We start from the raw sequence: 14,673 nt of genomic DNA on the forward strand, positions 1-14,673 counted from the left end.
TTTCAATTCCTTCATTTATAAGCGATTTTTTTTAGGCACGGGTATTGCTACATCCCTCGCAACGTTCCGTTTCACTGACGGTCAGCCAAGCGAGAGAGCACAATGCCCCAAGCCGCCCAGATCTCTTCTGCCTCCAATATCGTGGGGCAACCCTCGTCCGTAGAGCAGGCAAGCCGTCAGGGACTTGAGCACGCGTTCCAGCTGTTCAACCAGATGTCGAGCCAGTTGACCGACTCCTACAGCATGTTGGAAGCGCGGGTCACCGAGCTCAAGGGTGAACTGGCCGTGGTCAGTGCCCAGCGCATGCAGGAACTCGCGGAAAAAGAGCGCTTGGCCAATCGGCTGCAAAACCTCCTCGACCTGTTGCCCGGCGGCGTAATCGTCATCGACGGCCACGGCCTGGTGCGCGAAGCCAATCCCGCTGCCATCGACTTGCTGGGCTCGCCGCTGGAAGGTGAGCTGTGGCGCCACGTGATTGCGCGCTGCTTCGCTCCGCGCGAAGACGATGGTCACGAAATTTCCTTGAAAAACGGTCGACGCCTGTCGATTTCCACTCGCTCGCTGGATGCCGAGCCGGGGCAGTTGGTGCTGCTTAACGATTTGACTGAAACCCGTCATCTGCAGGATCAACTGGCGCGGCACGAGCGTTTGTCGTCGTTAGGGCGCATGGTCGCCTCGCTCGCCCACCAGATTCGCACGCCGCTGTCCGCCGCGTTGCTCTACGCCAGTCATTTGACTGAGCAGCAATTACCGGTCGACACCCAGCAGCGCTTCGCCGGCCGCCTGAAAGAACGGCTGCACGAACTCGAGCATCAGGTGCGCGACATGCTGGTGTTTGCCCGTGGCGAGCTGCCGCTGACCGATCGCATTACTCCCAACGCTTTGATGCAAGCGCTGCAAGCGGCGGCGCTCACTCATGTGCAGGATCTGCCGATTCGCTGGCAATGCGACAGCCATGACGGTGAGTTGCTGTGCAATCGCGACACGCTGGTCGGAGCGCTGCTGAACCTGATCGAGAACGCGATTCAGGCCAGTGGCGGTAACGCGCGCCTGAAAGTGCATTGCTATACACGTGATCACACTCTGCGCCTGTGCATCAGCGACAGCGGCAGCGGCATCGAGCCCGCAGTGTTGGCGCGGTTGGGCGAGCCATTCTTTACCACCAAAGTGACAGGCACCGGCCTCGGCCTGACCGTTGTCCAAGCGGTTGCACGGGCGCATCAAGGAGAATTGCAGTTGCGCTCGCGAGTCGGGCGCGGCACCTGTGCGCAAGTGACCCTGCCGCTGTTTTCCGCTGTCCAGGGAGCTGAGTGAACGTCATGGGCATCAAGGTGTTGCTGGTCGAAGATGACCGTTCATTGCGCGAAGCACTGGCCGATACGCTGCTGCTCGCCGGCCATGATTATCAAGCGGTCGGCAGCGCGGAAGAAGCGCTGACGGCGGTGGCCCGCGAAGCGTTCAGTCTGGTAGTCAGCGACGTCAACATGCCTGGAATGGATGGGCATCAACTGCTCGCACTGTTGCGCGCGCGTCAGCCGCAGTTGCCGGTGTTGCTGATGACTGCGCATGGCGCCGTCGAACGCGCGGTCGATGCGATGCGCCAAGGGGCGGCGGATTATCTGGTCAAACCGTTTGAACCCAAGGCACTGCTGGATCTGGTGGCGCGGCATGCGCTGGGCCGGATCGGCGCCAGCGACACCGAAGGTCCGATAGCGGTGGAACCTGCCAGTGTGCAGTTGCTCGACCTTGCCACACGCGTTGCGCGCAGCGATTCGACGGTATTGATTTCTGGCGAATCCGGCACGGGCAAGGAAGTGCTCGCGCGCTACATTCATCAGCAATCGCCCCGTGTCGATCAGCCGTTCGTTGCAATCAACTGTGCAGCGATCCCGGACAACATGCTTGAAGCGACGTTATTCGGCCACGAGAAGGGCTCGTTCACGGGGGCCATCGCTGCGCAGGCCGGCAAGTTCGAGCAGGCAGATGGCGGCACCATTCTGCTCGATGAAATTTCCGAAATGCCCTTGGGTCTGCAAGCCAAGCTTCTGCGTGTTTTGCAGGAGCGTGAGGTTGAGCGAGTGGGCGCGCGCAAGCCGATCAGCCTGGACATTCGCGTGGTCGCGACCACCAACCGCGATCTGGCCGGCGAAGTCGCGGCGGGGCGCTTTCGGGAAGACCTGTTTTACCGCTTGTCGGTTTTCCCCCTGGCGTGGCGTCCACTTCGCGAGCGCACTGCCGATATCCTGCCGCTGGCCGAAAAGTTGTTGGCCAAGCACGTCAATAAAATGAAGCACGCGGCGGCGAAACTGTCGCCTGAAGCGCAGGCGTGCCTGACCGCTTACCCGTGGCCGGGCAATGTGCGTGAGCTGGACAACGCAATTCAGCGCGCGCTGATTCTGCAGCAGGGCGGTTTGATCCAGCCGCAGGATTTCTGTCTCGCCGGTTCGGTGACATTTGCTGCGTTGCCAATCCCAGCGCCGTCGTCAGCCGTGATTCGTGAAGTCGAAATCGACGTGGATTCGGCCGGCGCATTGGGCGATGACCTGCGCCGCCGGGAGTTTCAGATGATCATTGATACCTTGCGCGCCGAACGTGGCCGCCGCAAGGAAGCGGCCGAAAAGCTCGGCATCAGCCCGCGGACCTTGCGCTACAAACTGGCGCAAATGCGTGATGCGGGAATGGACGTCGAAGGCTATTTGTTCGCGACGTAACCTGTAACGCCATACATCCAGAATGCTTTTCTGAAGGGGTGCCCATGAGATGGCACCCTTGTTGCTAATACCTGTGTATCCGCCGAGTGAGTGTCAAAAAAATGCGGGCCGCCCAAGAGAGTAGACCATGAGCCAAGGTATTGAATTTAATCGGTTGATGATGGACATGCAGGCCATGAAAGTGGATGCCATGTCTGCGCGCAAATCGACTGCCGCTGTCCCTGAAATCGCTGGCAGCAGCTTTTCCGACATGCTCGGTCAGGCCATCAATAAAGTCAGCGATACCCAGCAGGCGTCGACTCAACTGGCCAACGCATTCGAGATCGGCAAGAGCGGTGTCGACCTGACCGACGTGATGATTGCGTCGCAGAAAGCCAGCGTGTCGTTCCAGGCTCTGACCCAGGTGCGCAACAAGCTGGTTCAGGCTTATCAAGACATCATGCAGATGCCGGTTTAAGGGCGAAATAAGTCATGGCAGAAGCAGTCGCTGATAACGTTCCGGCCAAGGCCACCCCGATCGACGGCAAACCGCCGCTGTTCGGCCTGTCCTTTCTGGAAAATCTTTCCCAGATGACCGTGCTGCGTCAGGTCGGCCTGTTGGTCGGTCTGGCGGCGAGCGTGGCGATTGGCTTTGCCGTGGTGCTGTGGTCGCAGCAGCCGGATTACCGTCCGTTGTACGGCAGCCTTGCCGGCCTGGACGCCAAGCAAGTCATGGAGACTTTGGCCGCCGCGGATATTCCATACAACGTCGAACCGAACTCTGGCGCCTTGCTGGTCAAGGCCGATGACCTGTCCCGTGCGCGTCTCAAGCTCGCGGCCGCTGGTGTCACTCCCAGCGATGGCAACATCGGTTTTGAAATCCTCGACAAGGAACAGGGTCTGGGCACCAGCCAGTTCATGGAAGCGACCCGTTATCGTCGCGGCCTCGAAGGCGAACTGGCGCGCACCATTTCCAGCCTGAACAACGTCAAGGGCGCTCGCGTACACCTGGCGATTCCAAAGAGTTCGGTGTTCGTGCGTGATGAGCGCAAGCCGAGCGCTTCGGTGTTGGTCGAGCTGTACAGCGGTCGTTCGCTTGAGCCGGGCCAAGTGGTGGCGATCATCAATCTGGTGGCGACCTCCGTTCCCGAGTTGAGCAAATCGCAGATCACCGTCGTCGATCAGAAGGGCAACCTGCTCTCCGATCAGGCGGAAAACTCCGAAATGACCATGGCCGGCAAGCAATTCGATTACAGCCGCCGCATGGAAAGCATGCTGACCCAGCGCGTGCACAACATTCTGCAACCAGTACTGGGCAATGATCGCTACAAGGCTGAAGTCTCGGCCGACGTCGATTTCAGTGCCGTCGAATCGACTGCCGAGCAGTTCAACCCGGATCAACCGGCGTTGCGCAGCGAGCAATCGGTCAATGAACAACGCACCGCCAGCAATGGCCCGCAAGGTGTGCCGGGTGCTCTGAGCAACCAGCCACCGGCGCCGGCTTCGGCCCCGCAAACCACCGGCGGCGCAGCTGCACCAGCCGGCATGATCCAGCCGGGTCAGCCGCTGGTTGATGCCAACGGTCAGCAGATCATGGACCCGGCCACCGGCCAGCCAATGCTCGCACCGTATCCGGCGGACAAGCGTCTGCAATCGACCAAGAACTTCGAGCTCGACCGTTCCATCAGCCACACCAAACAACAGCAGGGTCGCCTGAATCGTCTGTCGGTGTCGGTTGTGGTCGACGATCAAGTCAAGGTCAACGCCGCCAACGGTGAAACCACCCGCGCACCGTGGAGTGCCGACGAATTGGCGCGCTTCACTCGCCTGGTGCAGGACGCCGTCGGTTTCGACGCCAGCCGTGGTGACAGCGTCAGCGTGATCAACATGCCGTTCTCCGCTGAGCGGGGCGAAGTGATCGCCGATATTCCGTTCTACTCCCAGCCATGGTTCTGGGACATCGTCAAACAAGTACTGGGTGTGTTGTTCATCCTCGTGCTGGTGTTTGGTGTGCTGCGTCCGGTGCTTAACAACATCACCGGCGGCGGCAAAGGCAAGGAGCTGGCCGGTCTGGGCAGCGACGTGGAACTTGGTGGCATGGGCGGCCTGGACGGCGAACTGGCCAACGACCGCGTGAGCCTCGGTGGTCCGCAGAGCATTCTGCTGCCGAGCCCGAGCGAGGGTTACGACGCGCAACTGAATGCAATCAAGAGTCTGGTAGCTGAAGACCCGGGTCGCGTGGCTCAGGTCGTAAAAGAGTGGATTAACGCAGATGAGTGATAACCGAGCCGCCGCCGTCAAACTGACCAAGGTCGACAAAGCCGCGATTCTGCTGCTGTCCCTCGGTTCGACCGATGCTGCGCAAGTGCTGCGCCACATGGGCCCAAAAGAGGTCCAGCGTGTCGGCGTGGCCATGGCGCAGATGGGCAATGTCCACCGTGAGCAGGTCGAACAGGTGATGAGCGAGTTCGTCGACATCGTCGGCGATCAGACCAGCCTGGGCGTCGGTTCCGATGATTACGTGCGCAAAATGCTCACTCAGGCATTGGGCGAAGACAAGGCCAACGGCCTGATCGACCGCATCCTGCTCGGTGGCAACACCAGCGGCCTCGACAGCCTGAAATGGATGGAGCCGCGCGCGGTCGCCGACGTCATCCGTTACGAGCACCCGCAGATTCAAGCGATCGTGGTGGCGTACCTCGATCCCGATCAGGCCGGTGAAGTGCTCGGCAACTTCGATCACAAAGTGCGTCTGGACATCATCCTGCGCGTGTCGTCGTTGAACACCGTGCAACCAGCGGCGCTGAAAGAACTCAACCAGATTCTCGAGAAGCAATTCTCCGGCAACTCGAATGCCTCGCGCACCACCTTGGGTGGCATCAAGCGTGCGGCGGATATCATGAACTTCCTCGACAGTTCGATCGAAGGTCAGCTCATGGACTCGATTCGCGAAGTCGACGAAGACCTGTCCGGTCAGATCGAAGACCTCATGTTCGTGTTCAACAACCTCGCCGACGTCGACGATCGCGGTATTCAAGCATTGCTGCGCGAAGTGTCTTCCGATGTGCTGGTACTGGCCCTCAAAGGGTCGGACGAAGGCGTCAAGGAAAAGATCTTCAAGAACATGTCCAAACGTGCCGCCGAACTGTTGCGCGACGACCTCGAGGCCAAAGGCCCGGTGCGCGTCAGCGACGTCGAAACGGCGCAGAAGGAAATCCTCACCATTGCCCGTCGTATGGCCGAAGCCGGCGAGATCGTGCTCGGTGGCAAGGGCGGCGAGGAAATGATCTAAGCCCATGGATAAGCCTGACGAGTCTGTGACCGATCTGATCCGCGCCCGCGATGTCCGCGGCTTCGAATCCTGGGCGCTGCCCAGCTTCGATCCGCCGAAACCGGAACCCGAGCCGGAGCCTGAGCCCGAACCGCCGGAAATGGAAGAAGTGCCGCTGGAGGAAGTCCAGCCACTGACCCTGGAAGAACTCGAAAGCATCCGTCAGGAGGCTTACAACGAGGGCTTCGCCATTGGCGAAAAGGAAGGTTTCCACAGCACCACGCTCAAGGTTCGTCAGGAAGCCGAAGTGGCGCTCAACGCCAAGCTCGCCAGCCTCGAACTGTTGATGGCCAACCTGTTCGAGCCGATCGCTGAGCAAGACACGCATATCGAGAAATCGCTGGTCGACCTCGTGCAGCACATTACCCGCCAAGTGATTCAGCGCGAACTGGCCATCGACTCCAGCCAGATCGAACACGTCATGCGCGATGCGCTCAAGCTGTTGCCGCTGGGTGTCGACAACGTGCGTCTGTACGTCAATCCGCAAGACTTCGAGCAGGCCAAAGCCCTGCGCGAGCGTCACGAGGAAAGCTGGCGCATTGTCGAAGACGAAGCGTTGTTGCCGGGCGGCTGCCGGGTCGAAACCGCGCACAGCCGCATCGACGCAAGCGTCGAAACGCGCGTCGGGCAGGTCATGGCCAAGCTGTTCGATCAGTTGCATGAACAGGCCTTGCACCCGGCCGAAGCGGACCTGAGCCTGGATATTCCCGAAGACGTGAAACCGGCGGCTGCTGCTGAAGCGCCGCTCGCGGACGCTGCCGATGCGCCTTGAACGCACCAGTTTCGCCAAGCGCCTGAGCACCTATGCCGAGGCGACCGAGCTGGCGGGCGCGCCGATTCTTGAAGGGCGCCTGCTGCGCATGGTCGGCCTCACCCTCGAGGCCGAAGGCTTGCGCGCCGCCATGGGTACGCGTTGTCTGGTGATCAATGACGACAGCTATCACCCGTCGCAGGTGGAAGCGGAAGTCATGGGTTTTTCCGGCAGCAAAGTCTTTCTGATGCCGGTTGGCAGCGTCGCCGGTATCGCCCCGGGCGCCCGCGTGGTGCCGCTCGCCGATACCGGGCGCTTGCCGATGGGCATGAGCATGCTTGGCCGTGTGCTCGATGGCGCCGGCCGTGCACTGGACGGCAAGGGTGGCATGAAGGCCGAAGACTGGGTGCCGATGGACGGCCCGACGATCAACCCGCTCAACCGTGACCCGATCAGCATGCCACTGGACGTCGGCATCCGTTGCATCAATGGTTTGTTGACGGTCGGTCGTGGCCAGCGTCTGGGTCTTTTCGCCGGTACCGGTGTCGGTAAATCGGTGCTGCTGGGCATGATGACGCGCTTTACCGAGGCCGACATCATCGTCGTCGGCCTGATCGGTGAGCGCGGTCGCGAAGTCAAGGAATTCATCGAGCACAGCCTTGGTGAAGAAGGTCTCAAACGCTCGGTCGTCGTCGCCTCGCCAGCGGACGATGCGCCGCTGATGCGTTTGCGTGCGGCGATGTATTGCACGCGGATCGCCGAATATTTCCGCGACAAGGGCAAGAACGTCCTGTTGCTGATGGATTCGCTGACGCGTTTCGCCCAGGCCCAGCGGGAAATCGCCCTGGCCATCGGCGAGCCGCCGGCGACTAAAGGTTATCCGCCATCGGTGTTCGCCAAGTTGCCGAAACTGGTGGAGCGCGCCGGTAATGCGGAGAAGGGCGGGGGTTCGATCACTGCGTTCTACACCGTGCTGTCCGAAGGCGACGATCAGCAGGATCCGATTGCCGACTCGGCGCGGGGCGTGCTCGATGGTCACATCGTGCTGTCGCGGCGCCTGGCCGAGGAAGGGCATTACCCGGCCATCGACATTGAGGCATCGATCAGCCGGGTGATGCCGGCGGTGGTCTCGCCGGAGCAGATGCAGCGCGCGCAATACTTCAAGCAGTTGTGGTCGCGCTATCAACAGAGTCGCGACCTGATCAGCGTCGGGGCCTACGTGGCCGGCGGTGACCGCGAGACCGACCTGGCGATTTCCCTGCAACCGCAATTGGTGAGATACCAGCGTCAGGGGCTCAACGACAAGATCACCATGGGCGAAAGTCAGGCCTATCTCGAAACCCTGTTTGCCCCTGCGGCGGGCGGCTAACCGGTCATGGCTACCGTCAGTCGAGCCGCGCGCCTGGCTCCGGTGGTGGACATGGCCGAACAGGCCGAGAAAACCGCCGCGCAACGCCTGGGTTATTTTCAGGGGCAGGTGAAGGTGGCCGAAAGCAAACTCGCCGACCTCAATGCCTTCCGGCTGGATTATTCCGAACAGTGGATCGTGCGCGGCAGCACTGGGGTGAGCGGCCAATGGCTGCTGGGTTTTCAAGGCTTTCTGGCGCAACTCGACACCGCGGTCGATCAGCAACGGCAGAGTCTGAACTGGCACCAGAACAACCTCGACAATGCCCGCGAAGCCTGGCAACAGGCGTTTGCCAAGGTCGAAGGCCTGCGCAAACTGGTACAGCGCTACCGTGAAGAGGCGCAACGCCTCGAAGACAAGCGCGAGCAGAAGTTGCTGGATGAATTGTCGCAGCGCCTGCCGCGACGGGATCCTTTTTAAAGCAGATCAAAAGATCGCAGCGTTCCGCAGCTCCTACATCGGTCTCCGTAGGAGCTGCCGCAGGCTGCGATCTTATGAATTGTCGCAGCGGCTGCCGCGACGGGATCCTTTTTAAAGCAGATCAAAAGATCGCAGCGTTCCGCAGCTCCTACACCGGTCTCTGTAGGAGCTGCCGAAGGCTGCGATCTTTTGAATTGTGGCAGCGGCTGCCGCGACGGGATCCTTTTTGAAGCAGATCAAAAGATCGCAGCGTTCCGCAGCTCCTACACCGGTCTCTGTAGAAGCTGCCGAAGGCTGCGATCTTATGAATTGTCGCAGCGCCTGCCGCGACGTGATCCTTTTTAAAGCAGATCAAAAGATCGCAGCGTTCCGCAGCTCCTACGCCGGTCTCTGTAGGAGCTGCCGGAGGCTGCGATCTTTGGACTTTGTTCTTGGCCTTGCCGCAAGTCTGTCCAGATGCTAAACCTTGTACAAGTTCGCCCATGACAAGGAAGCCACTCAATGTCAGTCGTTACAGAAGTTTCACCGGATGGCCACAAACTGACCATCGCGGTCAAAGGCCGGTTCGATTTCGGTCGCCATCAGGAATTTCGCGAATCCTATGAGCGGCTCGACAAGACGCCCGAATCCATCGTGGTCGATCTGAAAGAAGCCACCTACCTCGACAGCTCCGCCCTGGGCATGCTGCTCCTGCTGCGCGATCACGCCGGCGGCGACGATTCGGATATCCGTGTCGTCAACAGCAGTTCCGACGTGAAGAAAATCCTCGCGATTTCCAATTTCGACAAACTCTTTAACATCAGTTGACGCCCATGCAGGCGCTAGAGCCGCTCACCATCCTGATTGCTGAAGACAGCGCCGCCGACCGGCTGCTGCTGTCGACTATCGTCCGCCGTCAGGGTCATCAGGTGCTAACGGCGTCAAATGGCGCCGAGGCGGTCGAAACGTTCAAAGCGCAGCAACCCGATCTGGTGCTGATGGACGCGATGATGCCGGTGATGGACGGCTTCGAAGCTGCGCGGCGGATCAAGGCGCTGGCGGGGGAGACGCTGGTACCGATCATCTTTCTCACCTCGCTGACTGAAAGCGAAGCGTTGGTTCGGTGCCTCGAAGCCGGGGGTGACGACTTTCTGGCGAAGCCTTACAACCAGGTCATCCTCGCCGCCAAAATCAAGGCGATGGATCGCCTGCGCCGGTTGCAGGCGACGGTCTTGCAACAGCGCGATCTGATTGCCAAGCACCATGACTATTTGCTCAATGAACAGCGCGTCGCCAAAGCGGTGTTCGACAAAGTTGCTCACTCCGGCTGCCTGAGTGCGCCGAACATCCGTTACCTGCAATCGCCTTACGCGTTGTTCAACGGAGACCTGTTGCTGGCGGCGTACACGCCGGCGGGTGACATGCACGTGATGCTCGGCGATTTCACCGGACATGGGTTGCCGGCGGCGGTCGGTGCGATGCCGCTGGCCGAGGTGTTCTATGGCATGACCGCCAAGGGTTACGGCCTGGCGGAGACTCTGCGCGAGATGAACGCCAAGCTCAAGCGGATCCTGCCGGTGGACATGTTCTGCTGCGCGATCCTGTTGTGCCTGAGCTCGCAGCGCCGCTCGGTGGAGGTTTGGAATGGCGGCATGCCCGATGGCTACCTGCATCGCATGGACAGCGGCGAGCGCGTGCCATTGCCGGCGCGGCATTTGCCGCTGGGGATCCTCGGCGCGCAGGCGTTCGATGATCGCACCGAGGTCTACCCGATGGCCGTTGATGACCGGGTATTCCTGTTGTCGGACGGCGTTATCGATACCTGCGACGCCAATGATCAACTGTTTGGCGTGGAGCGTTTGCAGGCGGTGTTCGCCGCCAATCGCGAGCCGGATCGACTGTTCGAGGATATCGAACAGGCCCTGCGCGATTTTCGCGGACAGGCCCGCGATGACGTGAGCATGGTCGAGGTCAGCCTGCTCGACTCGGCCGAGGCGCAAGTCTCAGCGCCGGTGTATTCCGACAGTGGCCAGTCATGCCCACTGGACTGGGCGGCGAGCTTCGAATTTCGCGGTGCAACGCTGCGGCGCTTCAATCCCCTGCCGTTTCTCCTGCAGTTGCTGCTCGAGGTGCACGGTTTGCGCTCGCAGAGTGGCGCGCTGTACAGCGTGCTCGCCGAGCTGTATTCCAATGCACTGGAGCATGGCGTGCTGGGGCTGGATTCCAGCCTCAAGCGCGATGCCGCAGGGTTCGCTCGCTACTATCAATTGCGCAGTGCACGGCTCGAGTCGCTGCAGGATGGGTATGTACGCGTGCATTTGCAGGTGCAGCCGCAAGGTGAGGGCGGTCGTCTGGTGATTCGTGTGGAAGACAGCGGCAAGGGATTTGACGTTGCGCGGGTCATGGAGCGACCGCTGGATGTCGTCCGTCTGTCGGGTCGCGGCATCAGTCTGGTCAGGCAACTGGGGCTCAACGCCAGTTGGACGGACGAAGGTCGGAGTGCTCGCGTGGAGTTTTCCTGGGAGGTTCAGGCATAATTCGCGCAATTCTTGATCAAGGAGTGAGCAAGTGACTGACCCACATGTAGATCGCGATGTCCTCGACACCTTGCGCGAGGTGATGGAGGACGGTTATTGGGAGTTGCTGGAGACCTTTCTGGCGGACTCGGATATTCGCTTGCACGAGCTGCAGAAGACCACCAGCGCCAAAGTCCTGTCCGACATCGCCCATAGCTTCAAGGGCAGCGCGAGCAATATGGGCGCGGTTCGACTGGCGGAGTTGTGCCAGGATCTGGAAGCGAACGCCAAGGACAAAAGTCCCGAAGCGCTCGTTCAGCTGGTTGCCGAAATTCACGCCGAGTTTGCCGACATACGCCCTGTGTACAAAGACGAACAAAACCACGCTCAAATCCACTGAAGGGGCCGTCCGGCGGTTTTCGCAAGCGCCGGATCAAACTGGCCCGGCACTTGCAACTATCTCGCTCAACTGTACCTACGATTCCAGTGCAGCGGAGACCGTGTCATGCCTGCAAGCCCAAACATTCTTCTTCAGAGCGCCGCTCAGGCCAAGGCCCAAGCTGCCTCGGCCAAATCATCGGCGATGGCCGTAGACGCCGGGAACAAGGCTTCCAGCTTCGCAAAAGTGTTTGCCGATCAGGCGCCGGCCAAACCTGCCGTCAGCGCCGATAACGCCCCGAAACCAGCGCGCGACAAGGTCGCTGACAACAGCGCCAAAAAGGACGTTGGCAAAGATCAGTCTGCCGCGCCGGAGCCGACGGTTGCCGATAGCGGCAAAGCGTTGCCTGCCGACAAAACGGCGGCAACCGACGACGAGACGGCCAGCGCTGACGATACCGCACAAACTGCGCAAACCCCTGTGGCCGATGCCGCGCCTGCAGATCCGGCGCTGGATCCGGCCTTGGTGCAAGTCGTCCAACCGTTAGTCCCTGCCCCCGTTGGGCAAGCCCCGGTTGCTGCGACACCGGCGCAAGCGGAAACCGAAACACCTGCATTGGCTCTCGTGCCGGGTATGGTCAAGGATCCGGCGGCAACCGACAACGAATTCGATCCTTCTGCCGATCCGTTGGACTCAATGCCAGCCGTGCGCATGGCGATGGAGCAGGGCGGGCACATTTCCGCCGCCAGCCAGGCGCAACCGAAAGCATCACCCGCCCAGGCGCAGGCTGATGGTGAGTTGACCTCGGCGCAGAATTTCGCCGCTGGCCTGGCCAGCATGCTCGACGTGCAAGCCGACAAGGACAGCACCAGCCAGGGTGGCGACAAGGCCTTCAGCGGGCTGATCGACGATGGCCTCAAGGATCTGAAGTCGGCCACCAGCGACACGCGCGTCGATGACTTCGCCAACCGTCTCGCCGCGCTGACCCAAGCGGCCACGCCGAAGACTGCGAACGCGGTGCCGGTGAATCAGCCGATCGCCATGCACCAGAGCGGCTGGACCGAAGAAATCGTCAATCGCGTGATGTATCTGTCGAGCGCCAACCTCAAAGCCGCCGACATCCAGTTGCAGCCGGCCGAACTGGGGCGTCTGGATATCCGCGTCAACATGGTTCCGGATCAGCAGACTCAAGTCACCTTCATGAGCGCCCATCCAAGCGTGCGCGAAGCGCTGGACGGACAGATGCATCGTCTGCGCGACATGTTCAACCAACAGGGCATGGGCCAGGTCGACGTCAACGTTTCCGACCAGAACCGTGGCTGGCAAGGCCAGCAAGGTCAGGAACAGGCGCAGCAGGGGCACAGCGGCCGCACCAATGCGAGCGGTGGGCGTCTCGATTCGATGGACGAGGAATTGGCACCGGCTACTGTGGCTGAAGTGGCGGCGCAGACCACCAGCGTCATCGGCAGCAGCGCGGTCGACTATTACGCCTGACGGTTGCGGTGGCACTGAAAGATCGCAGCCTTCGGCAGCTCCTACAGGTGTATACGCGCCTATGTAGGAGCTGCCGAAGGCTGCGATCTTTTGCTTTGTGCTTCTAGCAGTTCCCGCAATTCTTCGCTTCGACACTTCTGGCATAACACTTGCTCTTGCCTTGCCGTGCGACTGTGAAAACCCGATTAGTGACGGATTATTGGCATGGCGAAGAGCGAAACAGCAGCAGTAAAAGACCCCGCGACCAAAGGCAAACTCAAGCTGATCATCGTGATCGTGCTGGCGTTACTGCTGGCGATCGGTGTATCCGTGGGGGCGACCTGGTTCTTCATGCACAGCGCGCAGAGCAAGCCTGCCGAAGCGGCCGAAGCGGCGCCGACAGGCAAGCAACCGGCGATCTTCGAACCGATGGCGCCAGCCTTTGTCGCCAACTACAACCAGAACGGCCGTCAGCGCTACATGCAGGTGAGCATCACCATGCTGGCGCGTAATCAGGCCGATCTCGACGCGCTCAAAGTGCACATGCCGGTAATCCGCAACAACCTGGTGATGCTCTTCTCCGGTCAGGATTTCGCTACGCTGGCGACCCCGGTCGGCCAAGAGATGTTGCGCCAGAAGGCCACAGCGAGCGTCCAGGAAGTGGCGCAGAAAGAGCTGGGCAAAGTGGTGATCGAACAGTTGCTTTTCACTAATTACGTACTGCAGTAGGAACACGACATGGCCGTGCAGGATCTGCTGTCCCAGGATGAAATCGATGCGCTGTTGCACGGCGTCGACGATGGTCTGGTACAGACCGATAACGCTGCCGAACCCGGCAGTGTCAAAAGCTACGACCTGACCAGCCAGGATCGCATCGTCCGTGGACGCATGCCGACTCTGGAAATGATCAACGAGCGTTTCGCCCGCTACACCCGCATCAGCATGTTCAACATGCTGCGCCGCTCGGCGGACGTTGCCGTCGGTGGCGTGCAGGTGATGAAGTTCGGCGAATACGTACACTCGCTGTACGTGCCGACCAGCCTCAACCTGGTCAAGATCAAACCGTTGCGCGGCACGGCGCTGTTCATCCTCGACGCCAAACTGGTGTTCAAACTGGTGGACAACTTTTTCGGCGGCGACGGCCGTCACGCGAAGATCGAAGGGCGTGAATTCACCCCGACCGAACTGCGCGTGGTGCGCATGGTGCTCGAGCAAGCCTTCGTCGATTTGAAGGAAGCGTGGCAGGCGATCATGGAAGTCAATTTCGAGTACATCAACTCGGAAGTGAACCCGGCCATGGCCAACATCGTCGGCCCGAGCGAAGCAATCGTCGTATCGACTTTCCACATCGAACTCGATGGCGGTGGCGGCGATCTGCATGTGACCATGCCGTACTCGATGATCGAGCCGGTGCGCGAGATGCTCGATGCAGGCTTCCAGTCCGATCTCGACGATCAGGATGAACGTTGGGTCAATGCGCTGCGTCAGGATGTTCTCGATGTCGACGTGCCGATCGGCGCCACCGTGGCTCGCCGCCAGTTGAAACTGCGCGACATCCTGCACATGCAGCCGGGCGATGTGATCCCGGTCGAGATGCCGGAAGAGATGATCATGCGCGCCAACGGCGTGCCGGCCTTCAAGGTCAAGATGGGCTCGCACAAAGGCAACCTCGCGTTGCAGGTGATCGAGCCGATCGAGCGTCGCTGAAGCGGCGCTTTCACCCCAC

At 60.6% G+C, this 14,673-nt stretch carries 14 protein-coding genes; all 14 read left to right on the forward strand.

The window, feature by feature from the left end; translation table 11 throughout:
• Positions 1–102: 102 nt before the first annotated feature.
• Positions 103–1,314 carry a sensor histidine kinase gene (locus tag EL257_RS07675; protein WP_126361246.1) on the forward strand — a complete coding sequence of 404 codons (1,212 nt, stop codon included), beginning with the start codon at positions 103–105 and terminating at the stop codon, positions 1,312–1,314.
• A 5-nt stretch (positions 1,315–1,319) separates the two neighbouring features.
• Complete coding sequence (locus tag EL257_RS07680) at positions 1,320–2,711, forward strand: sigma-54-dependent transcriptional regulator (RefSeq protein ID WP_126368026.1); 1,392 nt, start codon at positions 1,320–1,322, stop codon at positions 2,709–2,711.
• Positions 2,712–2,838: 127 nt separating this feature from the next.
• Positions 2,839–3,168: a flagellar hook-basal body complex protein FliE gene (fliE, locus tag EL257_RS07685; RefSeq protein ID WP_016771081.1), complete on the forward strand. Its 330-nt coding sequence runs from the start codon at positions 2,839–2,841 to the stop codon at positions 3,166–3,168.
• Positions 3,169–3,182: 14 nt separating this feature from the next.
• Entirely contained in the window at positions 3,183–4,970 is a 1,788-nt protein-coding gene (gene fliF, locus EL257_RS07690; protein ID WP_126361248.1) for a flagellar basal-body MS-ring/collar protein FliF, read from the forward strand.
• Positions 4,963–5,982 (forward strand): flagellar motor switch protein FliG, encoded by a 1,020-nt coding sequence (fliG, locus tag EL257_RS07695; RefSeq protein WP_039761172.1) that lies wholly within the window; start codon positions 4,963–4,965, stop codon positions 5,980–5,982. Before fliF ends, fliG begins: the two co-directional genes overlap by 8 nt.
• A 4-nt stretch (positions 5,983–5,986) precedes the next feature.
• Positions 5,987–6,793 (forward strand): flagellar assembly protein FliH, encoded by an 807-nt coding sequence (gene fliH / locus EL257_RS07700; protein ID WP_126361250.1) that lies wholly within the window; start codon positions 5,987–5,989, stop codon positions 6,791–6,793.
• Positions 6,783–8,141: a flagellar protein export ATPase FliI gene (gene fliI, locus EL257_RS07705; RefSeq protein ID WP_126361252.1), complete on the forward strand. Its 1,359-nt coding sequence runs from the start codon at positions 6,783–6,785 to the stop codon at positions 8,139–8,141. The genes fliH and fliI overlap by 11 nt, the downstream gene beginning before the upstream one ends.
• A 6-nt stretch (positions 8,142–8,147) precedes the next feature.
• Positions 8,148–8,600, forward strand: coding sequence for a flagellar export protein FliJ (fliJ, locus tag EL257_RS07710; RefSeq protein ID WP_126361254.1), 453 nt, complete (start codon positions 8,148–8,150; stop codon positions 8,598–8,600).
• A 501-nt stretch (positions 8,601–9,101) separates the two neighbouring features.
• The gene (locus tag EL257_RS07715) at positions 9,102–9,407 is read left to right on the forward strand and encodes an STAS domain-containing protein (RefSeq protein WP_126361256.1); all 306 of its coding nucleotides are present in this window, start codon (positions 9,102–9,104) and stop codon (positions 9,405–9,407) included.
• Positions 9,408–9,412: 5 nt separating this feature from the next.
• Entirely contained in the window at positions 9,413–11,116 is a 1,704-nt protein-coding gene (locus EL257_RS07720) for an ATP-binding SpoIIE family protein phosphatase (RefSeq protein WP_126361258.1), read from the forward strand.
• Positions 11,117–11,147: 31 nt separating this feature from the next.
• On the forward strand, positions 11,148–11,495 hold the full coding sequence (locus EL257_RS07725; protein WP_126361260.1) for an Hpt domain-containing protein: 348 nt from the start codon (positions 11,148–11,150) through the stop codon (positions 11,493–11,495).
• Positions 11,496–11,600: 105 nt separating this feature from the next.
• Positions 11,601–12,968 carry a flagellar hook-length control protein FliK gene (locus EL257_RS07730; RefSeq protein ID WP_126361262.1) on the forward strand — a complete coding sequence of 456 codons (1,368 nt, stop codon included), beginning with the start codon at positions 11,601–11,603 and terminating at the stop codon, positions 12,966–12,968.
• Positions 12,969–13,172: 204 nt separating this feature from the next.
• Entirely contained in the window at positions 13,173–13,676 is a 504-nt protein-coding gene (fliL, locus tag EL257_RS07735; protein WP_126361264.1) for a flagellar basal body-associated protein FliL, read from the forward strand.
• Between the two features lie 9 nt (positions 13,677–13,685).
• On the forward strand, positions 13,686–14,654 hold the full coding sequence (gene fliM, locus EL257_RS07740; RefSeq protein ID WP_038363850.1) for a flagellar motor switch protein FliM: 969 nt from the start codon (positions 13,686–13,688) through the stop codon (positions 14,652–14,654).
• Positions 14,655–14,673: the final 19 nt, after the last annotated feature.

It is taken from the genome of Pseudomonas fluorescens, assembly GCF_900636825.1.
GTDB classification, from domain to species: Bacteria; Pseudomonadota; Gammaproteobacteria; order Pseudomonadales; family Pseudomonadaceae; genus Aquipseudomonas; species Aquipseudomonas fluorescens_BG.

Coding starts and splice junctions, on each gene's coding strand:
- EL257_RS07675 (WP_126361246.1), top strand. CDS start 103: ATGCCCCAAGCCGCCCAGATCTCTTCTGCCTCCAATATCGTGGGGCAA.
- EL257_RS07680 (WP_126368026.1), top strand. CDS start 1,320: ATGGGCATCAAGGTGTTGCTGGTCGAAGATGACCGTTCATTGCGCGAA.
- fliE (WP_016771081.1), top strand. CDS start 2,839: ATGAGCCAAGGTATTGAATTTAATCGGTTGATGATGGACATGCAGGCC.
- fliF (WP_126361248.1), top strand. CDS start 3,183: ATGGCAGAAGCAGTCGCTGATAACGTTCCGGCCAAGGCCACCCCGATC.
- fliG (WP_039761172.1), top strand. CDS start 4,963: ATGAGTGATAACCGAGCCGCCGCCGTCAAACTGACCAAGGTCGACAAA.
- fliH (WP_126361250.1), top strand. CDS start 5,987: ATGGATAAGCCTGACGAGTCTGTGACCGATCTGATCCGCGCCCGCGAT.
- fliI (WP_126361252.1), top strand. CDS start 6,783: ATGCGCCTTGAACGCACCAGTTTCGCCAAGCGCCTGAGCACCTATGCC.
- fliJ (WP_126361254.1), top strand. CDS start 8,148: ATGGCTACCGTCAGTCGAGCCGCGCGCCTGGCTCCGGTGGTGGACATG.
- EL257_RS07715 (WP_126361256.1), top strand. CDS start 9,102: ATGTCAGTCGTTACAGAAGTTTCACCGGATGGCCACAAACTGACCATC.
- EL257_RS07720 (WP_126361258.1), top strand. CDS start 9,413: ATGCAGGCGCTAGAGCCGCTCACCATCCTGATTGCTGAAGACAGCGCC.
- EL257_RS07730 (WP_126361262.1), top strand. CDS start 11,601: ATGCCTGCAAGCCCAAACATTCTTCTTCAGAGCGCCGCTCAGGCCAAG.
- fliL (WP_126361264.1), top strand. CDS start 13,173: ATGGCGAAGAGCGAAACAGCAGCAGTAAAAGACCCCGCGACCAAAGGC.
- fliM (WP_038363850.1), top strand. CDS start 13,686: ATGGCCGTGCAGGATCTGCTGTCCCAGGATGAAATCGATGCGCTGTTG.